Below are 18,402 nucleotides of genomic sequence, written 5' to 3' on the forward strand. Positions count from 1 at the left end.
ATGTGCGGACGGGATAAGTGCTGAAAGCATCTAAGCATGAAGCCCCCCTCAAGATGAGATTTCCTTTTAGCATTAGCTAAGTAAGATCCCTGAAAGATGATCAGGTTGATAGGTCAGAGGTGGAAGCGCGGTGACGTGTGGAGCTGACTGATACTAATCGATCGAGGACTTAACCAAATTTGAAAAGCGAAGGCAACTGTTCAACTTCGACAGGCGTTGGAGAGCCGGCCATGCAAATCCCGATTTTGGATTTGTTTGGACGGATTGAAACGGCCGAGAAGTTAGGAGCCGTAGCTAGACAACGATACTCAATTTACTTTACTTCTTACAAACATTATCTAGTTTTGAGGGAACAAAGATTTTTGCGAAAGCAAAAGATCTCTCTTTAATTAAATAGTCTGGTGACGATGGCGAGAAGGTCACACCCGTTCCCATGCCGAACACGGAAGTTAAGCTTCTCAGCGCCGATGGTAGTTGGGGGATTCCCCCTGTGAGAGTAGGACGTCGCCGGGCAAACTAAAAGACAACCGTTACTGGTTGTCTTTTTTATGTTTGAGGTATATATAACTTCAGCTCATTATTGCCGCTTTGTGCATATCCCTTATGAGCTTTTAACCTGCCCCTCCGTATTCTGTCTTAAACCGGCATTGTTAAGGACAGTTTTGCTGTATGCGTCCCACACCTGAATTTAAAAAACAATCTTCTTTAGCATCCTTAATAATCTGTCCTAAGCTAGTAAGTAGCTTCCCTTAGTTTCTTAAAAAAATCCAACCTACCTCATTAAACAAATCATCTCCAAAGATGGATAAACCCTCAAGTAAATGTTACTGTGAGCCCTATTTTGATCAACCTCAATTTATGACCTTTTTGACCACTTAACTAGGACGGAGTACAAACCAATGGGTCTTTTACAATCCTCCAACAGATCTTACAAAAAACCCAACCACCTAGCGTTGTATTATTCAACTAATCCCACTCAGAAAAGACATTCAAGCATCATCCTTAAGTTTTAATCCTTTCCAAATAGGTTAAAGATAAGGATAGTGACAAATGAATCAATTGTTCAAGAATCCTTTACAAATCAATCAGTTTTTGTGAAGATTAGGGCACTGCAAATTTATGGGGAGGAACTAGAATGCTACAAAATGGTTTAGTAATGGTTGCTATCATTCTTGTTATCAACATTGTATATGTTTCGTTTTTTACAATTAGAATGATACTAACGTTAAAAGGTCAGAGATATATGGCAGCTGCAATTAGTACTGTTGAGGTTGTGATTTATGTCGTGGGACTTGGTTTAGTTCTTGATAATCTAGATCAAATTCAGAACTTAATTGCCTATGCACTTGGTTATGGAATTGGTGTTATTGTTGGAATGAAAATTGAAGATAAACTAGCACTAGGGTATATCACAGTCAATGTCATAACAAAAGAATATGACCGCGATCTACCTAAGGTTCTACGTAACCAAGGTTATGGGGTAACTAGCTGGGCTGCAAATGGACTTGAAGGCGAACGCATGGCATTGCAAATTCTTACACCGCGCAAATTCGAACTAAAATTGTACCAGCAAATAAAAGAGCAAGATCCAAAGGCTTTTATTATTGCTTATGAACCAAAGTCCATTCATGGTGGTTTCTGGGTGAAAAATGTAAGGAAAGGAAAGCTGTTTAGAAATGAAAAAAGCTAAAGGTAAAAAACAATTTGAAGTGATGGGTTTCGAAAGCATCAGTGATTGTCTAGATCGAATGAGCAAGGAAGGTTATATGCCGGTCCGCCGAACAGAGAAGCCTATTTTTAAAGAAGTCATCGTTAATGGTGAAGTGGATTACGAACCAGCTGGTCGACAAATTGTATTTGACGCGGTGCCAGTGGAAAAGGAATAGAAAAACTGGCATGATATTAAAATGGTTTGATAAACTAGAATATAGAAAAAACCGACTAAAAGACGGTCTAAAACACGAACATTAATAATAAAACCAAATTAAATGTTCGATAATCGGTTGACAAGAGCTAAAATTAGTTGTTAATATGTAGGTGGCTAATAAATCAAATACTTTATTTTTTCCTTCGTATAATAATGGGGATATGGCCCATGAGTTTCTACCCAATGACCGTAAATTATTGGACTATGAGGGAAAGTAGTTCCTTAAATGGTTAGGGAAAAGAAACGTACTAAGAATGGGTACTGTTTCTTTGTCATTCTGAGACCCGGACGACTACTTTCTCTTCATTAATAGAGAAATAGTTTGTCCGGGTCTTTCTTTTATAAAGGCTCTATTCTCAAACTTAATTTAAACATATGAAATGACTACGATTGCGTTAAAAATCGACTTTCGCATCTTAACAACAATCGTTACGAAAATAGGCTTATAAAAAATCTTGGGTTTATAAAGTTTAAATCGACTCTTTTCCACAATAGGAATAAAACAAAAAGAATCTATATAAAAAATGAACAGGGGATGGAACGATGAGACCTGTGGTTGGTGTAATTATGGGAAGCAAATCGGATTGGGAAACGATGAAACATACCTGTGAAGTACTTGAACAACTAGAAATTCCTTATTTAAAAAAAGTAGTATCCGCTCATCGGACTCCAGATTTGATGTTTGAGTTCGCTGAAAATGCGCGTAAAGAAGGCTTAAAGGTTATTATTGCTGGCGCTGGCGGGGCAGCTCACCTTCCTGGAATGGTAGCTGCTAAAACAACTTTACCTGTGATCGGTGTACCCGTAAAATCACGAGCTTTAAACGGATTAGATTCGTTATTATCCATTGTTCAAATGCCTGGAGGCGTTCCAGTTGCAACCGTTGCGATCGGAGAAGCTGGTGCGAAAAACGCAGGTTTACTTGCTGGCCAAATTTTATCAGCTTTTGATGAAGAACTTAGTGAAAGGCTGGGAAAGCTAAGGGAAGAAACGAAACAGGCTGTATTGGAAAGTAGTGATGACCTTGGCTAAAATAAACAGTATTTTACCAGGTCAGACCATTGGAATCATTGGTGGAGGTCAACTCGGGAAAATGATGACATTAGCAGCAAAGGCGATGGGCTTTTCTGTCGTTGTGCTTGATCCTGTGCCGAATTGTCCTTGTGGGCAAGTGACCGACGAGCAAATTGTTGGGGCCTATGATGACCTTCAAGCAATAAAACTCCTTGCTGAAAAAAGTGATGTTATCACCTATGAGTTTGAAAATATTGATGCGCCAACACTTGAGTGGTTAACCAAGAATGCTTATGTACCCCAAGGGACTCAAATTTTAAAAATAACTCAAGATCGAATCCAAGAAAAAACAGCAATTGAAGCAGCTGGTGTTGAAGTGGCACCATATAAGATTATTAAGAATGCAGAGGACCTTTCTTCAAGTCTTAACCAGATTGGAATGCCTGCCGTACTTAAAACAGCCCGGGGAGGGTACGACGGGAAGGGCCAGGTAGTGATTAAACATTCTGAAGAGAAAAGTGAAGCAAGGAAACTTCTCGATCACGGTCATTGTGTTTTAGAAAAATGGATTCCATTTCAAAAAGAAATTTCTGTGATTATTACAAGAAACTCAAATGGAGATACGGCTGTTTTTCCAGTAGCAGAAAACGAGCATCAAAACAATATCCTTCACCAGACCATCGTTCCGGCTAGAATTAGTCAACAGGTTGAACAAAAAGCAAATGAAGTAGCAATCCAGCTTGCAGAGGCTTTTAATCTAGTGGGGACACTGGCTGTTGAAATGTTTGTTACGAATGAGGATAAAATCTATATTAACGAGCTTGCCCCAAGGCCGCATAATTCAGGTCACTATTCCATCGAAGCTTGTGAAACTTCGCAGTTTGAGCAGCATATTCGTGCTGTAGCCAATTGGCCGCTCGCACGAACGGATTTGCTTAAGCCAGTGTTGATGGTGAATGTTTTAGGACAGCACCAAGAAATGCTACTCGAAAAAATTCCACAACTAAAGGATTGGAAAATTCACCTTTATGGGAAACATGAAGCAAAGCATAATCGCAAGATGGGGCATGTGACGCTCCTTCGTAACACAGTGGACGAAGCCATTGAAGAAGCAAAAGCGAGTGGCATTTGGACTCAAGCTGAAGCCAAGGTAGGAAGTTAAGAAAATAGCTGCAAATAGAACGGGGGACATATGAATGATTGATCGTTATACAAGACCAGAAATGGGTGCGATTTGGACAGAAGAAAATCGGTTTAAAGCATGGCTTGAGGTAGAAATCCTTGCGTGTGAGGCATGGTCTGAGCTTGGGGATATTCCAAAGGAAGATGTTCAAAAAATTAGAGAAAATGCTTCTTTTGATGTAGAGCGAATCAAAGAGATTGAAGAAGAAACAAGGCATGATGTGGTTGCTTTTACAAGAGCTGTGTCAGAAACATTGGGAGCGGAGCGGAAATGGGTTCATTACGGCCTAACCTCAACAGATGTGGTTGATACGGCATTATCTTACTTGTTAAAACAAGCGAACGGCATTTTATTAAAAGACATTGAAAACTTTGTTGCTATTCTCAAAGAAAAGGCACAAGAACATAAATACACAGTAATGATGGGCCGAACACATGGAGTTCATGCTGAGCCAACTACTTTTGGTTTGAAGCTAGCTCTTTGGTACGAAGAAATGAAACGGAATTTAGAACGCTTTAAGCAAGCAGCAGATGGAGTCGAATTTGGGAAAATCTCTGGTGCGGTTGGAACGTATGCCAATATCAATCCATTTGTTGAACAATATGTCTGTGAAAAGCTTGGCTTAAAGGCAGCACCTATTTCTACCCAAACTCTACAGCGTGATCGCCATGCCCACTATATGTCTACGCTAGCTTTGGTTGCTACAAGCATTGAAAAATTTGCGGTAGAAGTGCGTGGTTTGCAAAAGAGTGAAACACGAGAAGTGGAAGAGTTCTTTGCAAAAGGGCAAAAAGGTTCATCGGCCATGCCGCATAAACGGAACCCAATTGGATCAGAAAACATGACCGGTATGGCACGTGTTATTCGTGGTTACATGATGACCGCTTACGAAAATGTTCCATTATGGCATGAACGTGATATTTCACATTCATCTGCAGAACGGGTGATTTTACCTGATGCAACGATTGCGCTGAATTATATGTTAAACCGCTTCGGAAATATTATTAAGAACTTAACGGTTTATCCAGAGAACATGAAGCGCAATATGGATCGCACTCTTGGTCTTATTTATTCACAACGAGTTTTGCTAGCCTTAATTGAAAAAGGCATGTCTCGTGAGGAAGCTTATGATACAGTGCAGCCACGAGCAATGGAAGCATGGGAAAAACAAGTACCTTTCCGGAGCCTGGTTGAAAGTGATGAGAAAATTATCACGTTATTAAATACAGAGGAACTCGATGATTGCTTTGATTATAACTATCATTTAAAGCATGTTGATACAATCTTTGAACGCCTAGGACTTTAAAAAACAGAATCTGTAATAACGATAACAGGTTAAGTGTCACTCCAACAGCAGGAGCTGAACTCAGTTGGTTCTTTGTTGGAGTGACACCCAACATGCATGAAACACCGAATATTTTAAATCTTCTCTTTGAGGGAGCGGGAAAAATGGAGAAAAAAGATCTGTTATATGAGGGAAAAGCGAAGCGTGTTTATTTAACGGAAGATGAAAACATCGTTTGGATTCAATATAAAGATTCAGCAACGGCTTATAACGGGGAGAAAAAAGCGGAGATACTCGGCAAAGGTCGGTTGAATAACGAGATTACCAGTTTACTATTTTCAATGCTTCAGGAAAAAGGGGTTCCGTCGCATTTCATTAGAAAAGTTTCAGATACAGAACAGCTCGTCAAACGGGTCAACATCATTCCTCTTGAAGTGATTGTCCGTAACTATGCAGCTGGAAGTTTTTCTAAGCGTCTTGGCTTAGAGGAAGGTCAAAAGCTCAAATTTCCATTAGTGGAGTTTTGTTTAAAGAATGATGATCTTGGAGATCCACTTGTAACAGACGACCAAATTGATGTGCTTAATATTGCGACATCTGAAGAGATAGCAATCCTTAAAGAAAAGGCTCGAAAAATTAACTCCGTGTTAACAGACTTTTTTCAACAAGTGGGTGTTCGCCTGATTGATTTTAAACTTGAGTTTGGAAAAGAGGCAGACGGCTCCATTTTATTAGCGGATGAGGTTTCTCCAGATACTTGTCGCCTATGGGATATCGAAACAAACGAAAAGCTCGATAAAGATGTTTTTCGACGTGATTTAGGGAACTTAACAAATGCATATGAAACCATTTTAGGACGATTGGGAGGTCCAACACATGTATAAAGTGAAGGTGTATGTAACATTAAGAGAAAGCGTACTAGATCCACAAGGAACAGCGGTGAAAAAATCATTAGATACAATGGGCTATCCTAATGTTCAGGATGTTCGTATTGGAAAATATATGGAATTAACTCTTGAGAAAACCGAGCGAAAGATTGAAGAAGTGGTAGAGGAAATGTGCGAACGATTGCTTTCAAACCCAGTTATTGAAGATTACCGCTATGAGATTGAGGAGAGTGTTGTACTGTGAGGTTCGCGGTTATTGTTTTTCCTGGATCCAATTGCGATGTTGATATGTATCATGCGGCTAAAGATGAGCTTGGCGAAGAAGCGGAATACGTCTGGCATGATTCTACAAGTCTAGAAGACTTTGATGCTGTACTTCTTCCTGGAGGATTCTCATTTGGAGACTACTTACGTACAGGAGCAATAGCTCGCTTTAGCCCGATTATGAACGAAGTAGTGAAAGCCGCAGAAGCAGGGAAACCGGTTTTGGGCGTCTGCAATGGGTTTCAAGTGTTGCTTGAAGCTGGCTTGTTACCGGGTGCGATGCGCCGGAACGAAAGCTTAAAATTTATTTGTCGCCCTGTGCAATTAAAGGTCAAGAACAATGAAACGATGTTCACGTCTTCTTATCAAAAAGATGAAGTAATCCAAATCCCAATTGCTCATGGAGAAGGAAATTACTATTGTGATGAGCAAACGTTAGCGAATTTAAAAGCAAACAACCAAATTGTATTCACATACGATGGAACAAACCCAAATGGCAGTATTGAGGATATTGCGGGAATCATTAATGCCCAAGGAAATGTTCTAGGGATGATGCCGCATCCAGAGCGAGCAGTGGACCCACTTCTTGGTGGCGCTGACGGATTAAAACTGTTTAAATCAATCGTTAAACAATGGAGGGAAACCCATGCAGTTAAAGCTTGAGCCAAGTCCAGAACAAATTAAATCAGAAAAAATTTATCAAGAGATGGGCATCACTGATGACGAGTTCAAGCGCATCGAAGAGATTCTTGGGCGTTTACCCAATTATACGGAAACCGGTCTGTTTTCGGTTATGTGGTCAGAACACTGTAGTTATAAAAACTCAAAACCTGTTCTAAAAAAATTCCCGGTAACAGGAGAGCATGTGTTACAAGGTCCTGGAGAAGGTGCAGGGATTGTCGATATCGGCGACCAACAAGCTGTTGTCTTTAAAATTGAAAGTCATAACCACCCGTCAGCGATCGAACCTTATCAAGGGGCTGCAACAGGTGTAGGTGGTATTATCCGTGATGTGTTTTCAATGGGAGCAAGACCAATTGCTTTGTTGAACTCGTTAAGATTCGGCGAGTTAAAATCAGCTCGTGGAAAGTATTTGTTTGAAGAAGTTGTTGCTGGGATTGCTGGGTATGGGAACTGCATTGGAATCCCAACCGTTGGTGGCGAGATTCAGTTTGATCCTTGCTATGAAGGAAATCCGCTTGTCAATGCGATGTGTGTTGGTGTCATTGATCATAAAGACATTAAAAAAGGTCAGGCACATGGTGTTGGCAACACGGTGATGTATGTTGGCGCAAAAACGGGCCGTGATGGAATCCACGGGGCAACATTTGCGTCAGAGGAGTTAACAGAGCAGTCTGAGGAAAATCGCCCAGCTGTACAAGTGGGTGATCCATTTATGGAGAAGCTTTTAATTGAAGCATCTTTAGAAGTCATTCAATCGGATGCTTTAGTTGGGATTCAAGATATGGGGGCGGCTGGTCTTGCAAGTTCGTCAGCAGAAATGGCCAGCAAAGCAGGATCTGGGATCGAGATGAACCTTGACCTTGTGCCACAGCGTGAAACAGGAATGACCGCTTACGAAATGATGTTATCCGAATCACAAGAGCGCATGTTGCTGGTTATTCAAAAAGGCAGAGAAGAAGAGATTGCTAGTTTGTTTGAAAAGTACAATCTTGAGGCGGTAGCGGTCGGTCATGTAACAGATGACAAAATGCTTCGCTTGGTTCATCATGGCGAAGTGGTCGCGGAAGTTCCAGCGGATGCCCTTGCAGAAGATGCACCTGTTTATCATAAGCCATCAAGGGTGCCTGAATACTACGAGCAGTTTCAAGCGATGGAAAATAAAGTTCCTGTGGTAGAGAACGTTGAAGAAACGCTTATAGATTTATTGAAACAACCGACGATTGCCAGCAAAGAGTGGGTTTATGACCAGTATGATTATATGGTTCGTACCAATACCGTTGTGGCACCTGGTTCGGATGCAGCACTTGTTCGAATTCGCGGAACGGAAAAGGCATTAGCGATGACAACAGACTGCAATTCTCGCTACATCTATTTGGACCCTGAAACAGGTGGAAAAATTGCAGTAGCGGAAGCAGCGCGAAACATTGTTTGTTCTGGTGCAGAGCCATTAGCGATTACCGACGGCTTAAACTTTGGAAACCCAGAAAACCCAGAGATTTTCTGGCAGCTTGAAAAAGCAGCGGATGGGATCAGTGAAGCTTGCCGCCAGTTTAATTCACCAGTAATCAGTGGAAATGTCTCGTTATATAACGAAACAAATGGGACGGCTATATATCCAACACCGGTAATTGGTATGGTTGGTCTCGTACAAAACTTGAAAGATGCAACAACGCAAAACTTCAAGCAAGCTGGTAATCTTATCTATCTTTTAGGAGAAACAGAAGTGGAGTTTGGCGGAAGCGAATTACAAAAGTTCATTCATGGAGAGATTTTCGGAAAAGCTCCAGCAATTGATTTAGACAAAGAGAAAAGTTATCAAGACCAAGTGTTAACTGCAATTCGTGCCGGTGTGGTTGCTTCTGCGCATGATGTGGCTGAAGGTGGTATTTCAGTTGCGCTTGCAGAGTCTGTTATGGGTGCGGAAGGTCTAGGTGCAGAGGTTTCTCTTGAAGGTGATAAGGTAACAGCTTTATTTAGTGAATCACAATCTAGATTTATTCTTTCTGTAAAACCAGAGCAGCAAGAACAGTTTGAGAGATTGACAGATGCAGTGTTGATTGGAAAAGTGACGGACACACCAGTTTTGACGATTAAAGTGAATGGGGAACAGGCTGTTCAACTTGAGGTTGAGAAAATGAAAGAGGCCTGGAAAGGAGCTATTCCATGCTTGCTGAACTAAAAGGGTTAAACGAAGAGTGTGGACTGTTTGGGATTTGGGGCCATGAAAATGCAGCACAAATTACGTATTACGGACTACACAGTCTTCAACATCGCGGTCAAGAAGGAACGGGAATTGTCGTCAATGATGGTGGAAGCCTAAGGGTCTCTAAAGGTGAGGGATTAGTAACCGAGGTGTTTAACTCTAAAGTCATTCAAGAGTTACCGGGAACGAGTGCAATAGGTCATGTGCGTTACGCTACTGCCGGCGGTGGCGGGTATGAAAATGTTCAGCCACTTTTGTTCCGTTCCCAAAGTAGTAGTTTGGCTCTTGCTCATAATGGAAATCTAGTCAATGCAACTCCCCTTAAGCATCAGTTAGAGTCACAGGGTAGTATTTTTCAAACAAGTTCAGATACCGAAGTGTTAGCTCATTTGATTAAAAGAAGCGGTTTTCCACTATTAAAAGATCAAGTGAAAAATTCTTTGTCGATGCTAAAAGGCGCTTATGCTTTTCTGATTATGACGGAAACGGAAATGATGGTGGCGCTAGATCCCAATGGGTTAAGACCATTATCGCTTGGAATGTTGGGTGATTCTTATGTGGTTGCATCTGAAACATGTGCATTCGATATTGTCGGGGCAGAATATATTCGGGACGTAATGCCAGGGGAACTGTTGGTCATTAACGATGAGGGAATCCAATCAGAGATGTTTACACTAAGCACGAACATGTCCCTTTGTGCGATGGAATATGTGTATTTTTCCAGACCAGACAGCAATGTCAATGGCATTAATGTTCATACAGCCCGCAAAAACCTTGGGAAACAACTAGCTTTGGAAGCACCAATTGAGGCTGATGTTATAACGGGAGTGCCAGACTCAAGTATTTCGGCAGCGATAGGCTATGCAGAGGAAACAGGAATTCCTTATGAAATGGGTTTGATTAAAAACCGTTATGTCGGTCGGACGTTTATTCAACCTTCGCAGTCGTTACGGGAACAAGGGGTGAAGATGAAGCTTTCACCTGTTCGTGGAGTCGTCGAAGGGAAGCGAGTCGTGATGGTGGATGATTCGATTGTGCGTGGGACAACAAGTCGGAGAATCGTTTCCATGTTAAAAGATGCGGGGGCTACTGAAGTTCATGTTGTCATCAGTTCGCCAGCGATAAAAAACCCATGTTTTTACGGAATTGATACTTCCTCTCGCGAAGAATTGATCGCGGCGGATAAAAGTGTCGAGGAAATAAGAGACATCATCGGAGCGGATTCATTAACCTTTTTGAGTGTGGAAGGATTATTGTCCGCAATTGGCAGCAAGCATGAAGGGGAAACCCGTGGCCATTGTCTTGCTTGTTTTACAGGGAAATATCCTACTGAAATTTATCCTCAGGAACAGCCTGTCGGTGCAAAAATATAGTAGATTGGCTTTTACAAGGATTAGAGTTTAAGAGACAAGACAAAGAGGCGGAGGTATGGAGATGGCGAATGCCTATAAGCAAGCCGGAGTGGATATCGAAGCTGGCTATCAAGCCGTTGAGAAAATGAAAAAGCATGTCCAGCGTACGGTAAGACCGGGTGTCATTGGTGGCCTAGGCGGTTTTGGAGGCATGTTTGATTTATCAACTTTAGGCCTAAAAGAGCCTGTGCTTATTTCAGGAACGGATGGGGTTGGAACAAAACTTATCCTCAGCATGTTGATGGAAAAGCATGATAGTATTGGCATTGACGCTGTGGCCATGTGTGTGAACGATATTGTTGTTCAAGGAGCGGAACCAATTTATTTCCTTGATTATATTGCTTGCGGCAAGTCGGAACCGGAACGGATTGAAGCGATTGTAAAAGGAATTGCTGACGGCTGTGAGCAGGCGGGGTGTGCACTTGTCGGTGGTGAAACGGCAGAGATGCCTGGTATGTATGAGGAACACGAATATGATTTAGCGGGTTTTGCGGTTGGAGCATGTGAAAAGTCAGCTCTAATTACAGGCGAAACCATTAAAGCTGGAGATGTCTTGATTGGGCTTGCTTCGAGTGGAATTCACAGCAACGGGTATTCGCTCGTTCGAAAAGTACTTTTAGAAGAAGCGGGTTTAAAGCTGGATCAATATGTTGCTGATTTAGACAATACACTCGGAGATGAATTGCTTAAGCCAACAAAGATTTATGTTAAACCACTGCTTTCAGCGCTGAAGAAATTTCAGTTGAAAGGTATGGCCCATATCACTGGCGGAGGATTTATTGAAAATATTCCAAGAATGCTTCCAGATGGACTAGGTGCTATTATTGAAGAAGGCAGCTGGAGAATTCCTCCTATTTTTACGGTGTTAGAATCACTTGGTAAGCTAGATCGCCAGGAAATGTATAACATTTTCAACATGGGAATTGGAATGGTGGTGGCTATTTCACCAGAGGAAGCACCCGAAGTTCTGGCCCACTTTACTAGCTGTGGGGAAGAAGCTTCCGTCATTGGGAAGGTGAACACCGAACCAGGGGTGAGCATTCGTTTGAGTGGAGGATCACGATGAAAAAAATCGCCATTTTTGCTTCAGGAAATGGAAGTAATTTTCAAGCAATGGTTGAGAGTGTAAAGAACGGAACACTCCCAGTTGAAATTGGCTTGCTTGTTTGTGACCGCCCAGATGCTTATGCGATTAAACGTGCAAATCGTGAGGGAGTTCCTACTTATCATTTTAGTCCAAAAGACTTTAGTGGAAAACGAGAATATGAGACCCGCCTCCTTGCAATTTTACAAGAGTTTGGAATTGAATTTATCGTATTAGCGGGGTATATGCGTCTAATAGGTTCGACGCTTTTAGAAGCGTATGAGGGGAAGATTGTGAATATTCACCCTTCCTTGCTACCAGCATTTCCTGGCAAGGATGCAATTGGGCAGGCATTGGCCGCTGGGGTTGACTGTACAGGAGTAACCGTCCATTTTGTCGATGCGGGGATGGATACGGGGAAAGTGATTGCCCAGCAGGCCATTGATATTCTCCCAGGGGATACGAGTGAAACATTGCAAGAAAAGATTCAAATGGTTGAACATGTATTATATCCAGCTGTCGTAAAAAAGCTATTGAGCGAAAAGAAGGAGACCATACAATGACAAAAAAACGCGCACTAATATCAGTATCAGACAAAAATGGAATTGTTGAGTTTGCTCGAGAGCTGGTTGAGCTAGGGTTTGAAATTGTCTCGACAGGTGGGACAAAGAATGCTCTTGCGTCTGCAGGAGTGCCGGTGATCGGAATTAGCGAAGTAACAAACTTTCCGGAAATTTTAGAAGGACGCGTCAAAACACTTCATCCGAATATTCATGGAGGACTCCTCGCAAAGGTTGGCGAAGAAGGACACCGTCAGCAGTTGGAAGAGCATGGGATTACTCCAATTGAATTGGTTTGTGTCAATTTGTACCCGTTCCAACAGACAATTGCAAAACCAGATGTAACGGTAGAAGATGCAATTGAAAATATTGATATCGGTGGTCCAGCGATGCTGCGTGCTTCTGCTAAGAACCATGAGTACATTACGGTGGTTGTTGATCCAGTAGATTATCAAACGGTTCTTGATGAATATAAGCAAAATGGACGTACAGAGGCAGCTACACGCCGAAAGTTAGCCGCAAAAGTATTCCGCCACACAGCTGCTTATGACAGTATGATTGCGGAGTATATGACCAATCTTGCTGGTGAAGAAAATCCAGAAAAATTAACGGTTACATATGAGTTAAAGCAAAGTTTGCGTTACGGTGAAAACCCTCACCAAAAAGCAGCGTTTTACCGTAAGCCACTTGGATCCGCGTTTTCTGTTGCAAATGCCGAGCAGCTTCATGGAAAAGAGCTTTCTTACAACAATATCAATGATGCAGATGCGGCATTACAAATTGTAAAAGAGTTTTCTGAACCGGCTGCAGTAGCGGTTAAGCATATGAATCCTTGCGGTGTTGGGACCGGGAAGAATGTATATGATGCATTCACGAAAGCGTTCGAAGCAGATCCTGTTTCGATTTTCGGTGGAATTATCGCTTTCAACCGCGAAGTGGATGCGGAAACAGCTCGTAAGCTTTATGAAATTTTCTTAGAAATTATTATTGCTCCGTCCTTTACGGAAGAAGCAATGGATATTTTAACAGGCAAGAAAAACCTTCGTCTGTTAACTGTTCCTTTTAATCAAGATGGAAAAGCTGAAATGAAGCTCACTACAATTGAAGGTGGTTTGCTTGCACAAGAATTCGATCAGTATGGTTTTGATCAAGCAACAATTTCAGTTCCAACAAAGCGTGAACCAACAGAGGAAGAGTGGGAAGCACTTAAGCTTGGCTGGAGCATTGTAAAGCATGTGAAGTCGAATGCCATTGTTGTTTCAGGAAAAGACAAAACATTAGGAATTGGTGCTGGACAAATGAATCGTGTTGGCGCTGCGAAAATTGCCTTAGAACAGGCTGGCTCTCAAGCGGAAGGAGCAGCGTTAGCGTCAGATGCTTTCTTCCCAATGGATGATACAGTCGAAGTGGCAGCAAAAGCAGGAATCTCCGCTATCATTCAACCAGGTGGGTCAATCCGTGACCAGGATTCAATTAAAAAAGCGGATGAATATGGAATTGCGATGGTGTTTACAGGGGTTAGACATTTTAAACACTAAGGTAAGCATCGAGTTCTCGCTTCCTTTTAATTCCAATTGTAGAGTGATAGATGGTTTCTGTAGAGAAAACGTGCAAATTTGTAGAGTAAACCAGCGTTTTTATAGAGAAAATCCATAAATTCGTAGAGTAAACTATAAAAAACTTTGGGGGTGGACCATGAAGGTTCTTGTCGTTGGTCGTGGTGGCCGGGAGCATGCTATTTGCTATAAAGTGAGTGAAAGTGTCCTCGTTGATACCGTTTTTGTGGCTCCGGGGAATCCAGGAATGGAAGATTGTGCAGTTTGCGTGAATATATCTGAGAACAATCAGGAAGAATTGATTCAATTTGCGAAAAAAGAAGAAGTACAATTAGCGATTATCGGACCTGAGGTTCCACTTCTCGAAGGTTTAGCAGATCGTTTTCAAGAAGCAGGAATTAAGGTGTTCGGTCCCAATCAAGCTGCTGCGGAAATTGAAGGAAGCAAATCATTCGCGAAGGATTTAATGAAAAAGTATGAGATTCCAACTGGTGAGTTTGACGTGTTTCATGACTTTGAAGCTGCAAAAAAATATATTGAAACAAAAGGTGCACCGATTGTAATCAAGGCAGACGGACTTGCAGCTGGCAAAGGCGTGACGGTAGCGATGACGTATGAGGAAGCAATCGAGGCACTTGAAGCGATGCTTCTGGATGCTAAATTTGGCGAAGCTTCTTCAAGAGTGGTCATTGAAGAGTTTTTGGCAGGCGAAGAGTTTTCCTTGATGGCATTTGTGAATGGAGAAACCGTAATCCCACTTGAAATTGCCCAAGATCATAAACGTGCATTTGATGGCGATCAAGGACCAAATACAGGCGGAATGGGGGCTTATTCTCCGGTTCCTTTTATTGACGACGAGATGGTTACACATGCAGTCGAAACCGTAGTAAAACCAGCCGCTAAAGCACTTGTTAAAGAAGGCCGTTCTTTCACAGGAGTTCTTTATGCGGGTTTAATCCAAACGACTCAAGGCCCTAAGGTGATAGAATTTAACGCACGTTTCGGCGACCCAGAAACGCAAGTTGTATTACCACGATTGAAAAGTGATCTTGTTCAAGCTATTTTACAGCTACTGAATGGCGAAGAGCCTGTGCTTGAATGGGAGAAGGATGCTGTCCTTGGAGTCGTTCTTGCCTCGAAAGGCTATCCTGACGAGTATGAAAAAGGAAAGCCATTAACAGGGATTGAAAACTTGTCTGATGAAATGCATGTCTATCATGCAGGAACCGCAAAGAATAGTGACGGTAATTTAGTCACGAATGGTGGCCGAGTCTTGTTGGTGGCAGCAAAGGCAGAAACGCTTGAGCAAGCTCAAGAGCATGTTTACAAAGAACTTAGCAAACTCGGAAAAGAACATACTTTTTACCGAAACGATATTGGAAGCAGAGCGATCTCAACGGTAGTTCATTAAAATAAATGGTAATCAGTAGATACTTTTTTGATACTTAAGGGTCGTGTAAAGATTACTCCTGAACGGGTTCCACTTCCTATCATAAAAATTAAAATTGTAAGTCAAAATGAGTGTCAATTTGCATATGAAATTGACACTCATTTTTTAGTTGTGTAAAGCCATTTTGGTAGAAATAACATTAAAAATATTTGCAGGGAAAAATGATCCTTGATTGATAGCCAATTTAACTAAAAAATTTAAAAATAAGCGGAAGTTTTCCGGTTAGCCTGCAGAATAGAGCTCTCTGTTCGGGAAATATAAGCGGGTATTTTCCGCTTAAATAAAGAAAAATTACCTATTTTTACGTTTCTTGAGACAATAGTCGGAATCTATCCGTCTATTTAAGCAGTTTTGAATGCTCTTATCGGAGTAAGGGGAATTCTCCGCTTATCTATTAAACTTTCCGGACTCATCCCTCTTTTTTGAGTAGGGGCAGAATATTGAGGGGCGTTAGTAACGGGAACCAAAAAAATGGCGCAGTATAGTGAACTGAGCCATTTTTTTAATTAGGTTCTTTTCTCAAACTTTGTGCTTTTCACATTTATGAAAAAAGACCTTGCAAATTAAATTTAAACATACGAAATGGGGGCTTTCTTTTGTATCAATAGGGAGAACTTTACTACATAGTGGAATACTCTGTTGTCAAAGTAACACCAGCTAGGTTTATTTGCTATATTCGTTATCACTCTCTAAATTGGAGTTTGAATGATGAGTGTCGTGCGATTGGTTATGATCACCACTTATGCGTTCTTGTCCCTCTTGGTAAAGAGCAGTCAGTGGACAATAGCGAACGATTCCTTCAGCAATTTTCATCGCACTTAGAACGGCAACGACTAGATAGGAGCTTGTATTCCAAGGTCTTTTGACCATTTTAGCGGTTGCCCAACTAAGAAAAGTAAACCCACAAGTAATTCGAATCATGGCGTTCAGTATGCCAATATTCTGCTTCACGTCCATTTTTTGGCCTCCTATAAAAATATTACCAATTTTGCATTTCTTTACTGCGTTAAATTGTAAAATATGTTACGATTAAACTAACAATGAAAGGGCTTTCTTTTTTTCAGAAAGAAGCCTCTTTTAGAATATTTTAAAGAAATTAGGGCCAACCGAGGGCCAATAAAATAGAGATGGAGAGGGATACCGTATGGAACAGCGTTACCGATGGAAGAACAAACAGTTACGGGACCATGTAGCCGTTTTGGACGGCACCCTTTCACCGACAATATTATTGAAAAATGCTACTTATTTAAATCAAGCTTTTCGTAAGTGGATGACAGCTAATATTTGGATCTATAAAGATCGAATCGTCTATGTCGGTGATATGTTACCTAGCTGTACAGATCAATGTGAAATAATCGATTGTAGCGAAGGCTATATCGTACCAGGTTATATTGAGCCGCACGCTCATCCTTTCAAATTATATAATCCCCAAACCTTAGCGACGTATGCATCTCAGCACGGGACAACGACAATGATTAATGACAATATGGTGTTAGCATTGCAGTTGGATAAAAAGAAAGCCTTTTCATTTATCCGAGAAATGCAAAAACACCCTGTGACCACGTATTGGTGGTGTCGTTATGATAGCCAATCTGAGATTCATGACGAAGAAGTCATTTTCTCAAACAGCAATATTAAATCATGGCTTGAACAGGATTTTGTGGTACAAGGTGGCGAATTGACAGGTTGGCCGAAACTTCTTGATGGAGATGACATGATGCTCCACTGGATGCAGGAAACAAAAAGGCTTAATAAGAAAATTGAAGGTCATTTCCCAGGGGCTTCTGAAAAGACCTTAGCGAAAATGATGTTATTCGGGACAGACTGTGACCATGAAGCGATGACGGGGGAAGAAGTCAAACGTCGGCTGATGCAAGGGTATATGGTCTCACTTAGACATTCGTCTATCCGCCCAGATCTTCCACGTTTGTTAGATGAAATTCATGAGATGGACATTGCCGCTTATGATCGGATGATGCTTAACTCTGATGGGTCATCTTGTGCATGTTATGAGAATGGCGTTACAGATAAGCTAATTAAAATTGCGATTGAACACGGGGTTCCAGTTATTGATGCCTACAATATGGCGACCATTAATATTGCCCGTTATTACAATTTTGAAGATTTACACGGAACGATAGCAACTGGAAGGATTGCGAATCTTAATTTCCTTAAGGAGACAGATGAACCTACACCAGTTTCAGTGTTAGCCAAAGGTCAGTGGGTAAAGCGCAATGGCGAACAAATTAAAGATTCTATACCTGAATTGAACTGGGCAAAATTTGGTTTATCTCCACTAGAAATGGATTGGTCACTTGATAGTGACGATATGCAATTTTCAATGCCTTTTGGAATTCAAATGGAAAACTCGGTTATTACGAAGCCTTATTCCATTGCGATTGATGTTTCAGAGGATGAGCTGCCAAAAGAACATGACGAGTGCTTTTTTATGCTACTAGACCGTAATGGCAAGTGGCGCATTAATACGATAATCAAAGGGTTTGCCAAGCAACTAGATGGATTAGCTAGTACATTCTCGAGTACAGGCGACATCATTTTGATTGGAAAAAATAAAAACGATATGCAGTCTGCGTTTAATCGTATGAAAGAAATTGGCGGTGGGATTGTCATTTACGAAAACGGTCAGTCTGTTTATGAACTCCCACTTACCCTTACAGGCACGATGTCAGATCAGCCGATTGAAGAATTAATCACACTTGAGAGTAACTTATATCACTATTTGAAGGATAAAGGCTATCCGTTTATTGATCCGATTTATTCATTGATGTTCTTTTCCGCTACGCATCTTCCGTATATTCGTGTCACACAACATGGAATTTACGATGTTATGAACAAAACGGTACTCTTTCCGACGATAATGCGTTAAAATATA

Annotated in this window: 17 protein-coding genes, 2 rRNA genes and 1 riboswitch; of the genes, 18 read left to right on the forward strand and 1 reads right to left on the reverse strand. The window is 41.4% G+C overall.

What is annotated here, in order from left to right; all coding sequences use genetic code 11:
* The 17 genes from M3182_RS06470 to purD form a co-directional block, all read left to right on the forward strand.
* Positions 1-177: ribosomal RNA gene (locus M3182_RS06470) — 23S ribosomal RNA — on the forward strand; the annotation flags it as partial.
* A gap of 53 nt (positions 178-230) precedes the next feature.
* Entirely contained in the window at positions 231-389 is a 159-nt protein-coding gene (locus M3182_RS06475) for a hypothetical protein (protein WP_251557458.1), read from the forward strand.
* Positions 390-397: 8 nt separating this feature from the next.
* A 5S ribosomal RNA gene (rrf, locus tag M3182_RS06480) occupies positions 398-513 on the forward strand.
* 622 nt (positions 514-1,135) lie between these two features.
* Entirely contained in the window at positions 1,136-1,690 is a 555-nt protein-coding gene (locus M3182_RS06485) for a DUF2179 domain-containing protein (protein WP_251430561.1), read from the forward strand.
* On the forward strand, positions 1,677-1,886 hold the full coding sequence (locus M3182_RS06490; RefSeq protein ID WP_251430563.1) for an NETI motif-containing protein: 210 nt from the start codon (positions 1,677-1,679) through the stop codon (positions 1,884-1,886). Before M3182_RS06485 ends, M3182_RS06490 begins: the two co-directional genes overlap by 14 nt.
* A gap of 164 nt (positions 1,887-2,050) precedes the next feature.
* Positions 2,051-2,152: riboswitch (purine riboswitch) on the forward strand.
* Positions 2,153-2,470: 318 nt separating this feature from the next.
* Positions 2,471-2,959: a 5-(carboxyamino)imidazole ribonucleotide mutase gene (gene purE, locus M3182_RS06495; protein WP_251557459.1), complete on the forward strand. Its 489-nt coding sequence runs from the start codon at positions 2,471-2,473 to the stop codon at positions 2,957-2,959.
* The gene (purK, locus tag M3182_RS06500; protein ID WP_251557460.1) at positions 2,946-4,103 is read left to right on the forward strand and encodes a 5-(carboxyamino)imidazole ribonucleotide synthase; all 1,158 of its coding nucleotides are present in this window, start codon (positions 2,946-2,948) and stop codon (positions 4,101-4,103) included. Before purE ends, purK begins: the two co-directional genes overlap by 14 nt.
* Before the next feature lie 34 nt (positions 4,104-4,137).
* On the forward strand, positions 4,138-5,430 hold the full coding sequence (purB, locus tag M3182_RS06505) for an adenylosuccinate lyase (RefSeq protein ID WP_251557461.1): 1,293 nt from the start codon (positions 4,138-4,140) through the stop codon (positions 5,428-5,430).
* A 143-nt stretch (positions 5,431-5,573) separates the two neighbouring features.
* A complete protein-coding gene (gene purC, locus M3182_RS06510; protein WP_251430571.1) occupies positions 5,574-6,293 on the forward strand; it encodes a phosphoribosylaminoimidazolesuccinocarboxamide synthase in 720 nt (239 codons plus the stop codon).
* The gene (gene purS / locus M3182_RS06515; protein ID WP_251430573.1) at positions 6,286-6,540 is read left to right on the forward strand and encodes a phosphoribosylformylglycinamidine synthase subunit PurS; all 255 of its coding nucleotides are present in this window, start codon (positions 6,286-6,288) and stop codon (positions 6,538-6,540) included. The genes purC and purS overlap by 8 nt, the downstream gene beginning before the upstream one ends.
* A complete protein-coding gene (gene purQ / locus M3182_RS06520) occupies positions 6,537-7,223 on the forward strand; it encodes a phosphoribosylformylglycinamidine synthase subunit PurQ (protein ID WP_251430575.1) in 687 nt (228 codons plus the stop codon). The genes purS and purQ overlap by 4 nt, the downstream gene beginning before the upstream one ends.
* The gene (gene purL, locus M3182_RS06525; protein WP_251557462.1) at positions 7,207-9,423 is read left to right on the forward strand and encodes a phosphoribosylformylglycinamidine synthase subunit PurL; all 2,217 of its coding nucleotides are present in this window, start codon (positions 7,207-7,209) and stop codon (positions 9,421-9,423) included. The genes purQ and purL overlap by 17 nt, the downstream gene beginning before the upstream one ends.
* Positions 9,408-10,820 carry an amidophosphoribosyltransferase gene (gene purF / locus M3182_RS06530; protein ID WP_251430580.1) on the forward strand — a complete coding sequence of 471 codons (1,413 nt, stop codon included), beginning with the start codon at positions 9,408-9,410 and terminating at the stop codon, positions 10,818-10,820. Before purL ends, purF begins: the two co-directional genes overlap by 16 nt.
* Before the next feature lie 61 nt (positions 10,821-10,881).
* The gene (gene purM, locus M3182_RS06535) at positions 10,882-11,925 is read left to right on the forward strand and encodes a phosphoribosylformylglycinamidine cyclo-ligase (protein ID WP_251557603.1); all 1,044 of its coding nucleotides are present in this window, start codon (positions 10,882-10,884) and stop codon (positions 11,923-11,925) included.
* The gene (gene purN, locus M3182_RS06540; RefSeq protein ID WP_251430582.1) at positions 11,922-12,506 is read left to right on the forward strand and encodes a phosphoribosylglycinamide formyltransferase; all 585 of its coding nucleotides are present in this window, start codon (positions 11,922-11,924) and stop codon (positions 12,504-12,506) included. Before purM ends, purN begins: the two co-directional genes overlap by 4 nt.
* Positions 12,503-14,041: a bifunctional phosphoribosylaminoimidazolecarboxamide formyltransferase/IMP cyclohydrolase gene (purH, locus tag M3182_RS06545; protein ID WP_251557463.1), complete on the forward strand. Its 1,539-nt coding sequence runs from the start codon at positions 12,503-12,505 to the stop codon at positions 14,039-14,041. Before purN ends, purH begins: the two co-directional genes overlap by 4 nt.
* A 157-nt stretch (positions 14,042-14,198) precedes the next feature.
* Complete coding sequence (gene purD / locus M3182_RS06550; protein ID WP_251430589.1) at positions 14,199-15,470, forward strand: phosphoribosylamine--glycine ligase; 1,272 nt, start codon at positions 14,199-14,201, stop codon at positions 15,468-15,470.
* Between the two features lie 702 nt (positions 15,471-16,172).
* Here the strand turns inward: purD and M3182_RS06555 are convergent.
* A complete protein-coding gene (locus tag M3182_RS06555; protein ID WP_251430592.1) occupies positions 16,173-16,466 on the reverse strand; it encodes a YgaP family membrane protein in 294 nt (97 codons plus the stop codon).
* A gap of 187 nt (positions 16,467-16,653) precedes the next feature.
* On the opposite strand from M3182_RS06555, the gene M3182_RS06560 reads away from it, so the two are divergent.
* Positions 16,654-18,396, forward strand: coding sequence for an adenine deaminase C-terminal domain-containing protein (locus M3182_RS06560; RefSeq protein WP_251557464.1), 1,743 nt, complete (start codon positions 16,654-16,656; stop codon positions 18,394-18,396).
* The last annotated feature ends 6 nt before the right edge of the window (positions 18,397-18,402 follow it).

It is taken from the genome of Mesobacillus maritimus, assembly GCF_023715205.1.
GTDB classification, from domain to species: Bacteria; Bacillota; Bacilli; order Bacillales; family Cytobacillaceae; genus Mesobacillus_B; species Mesobacillus_B maritimus_C.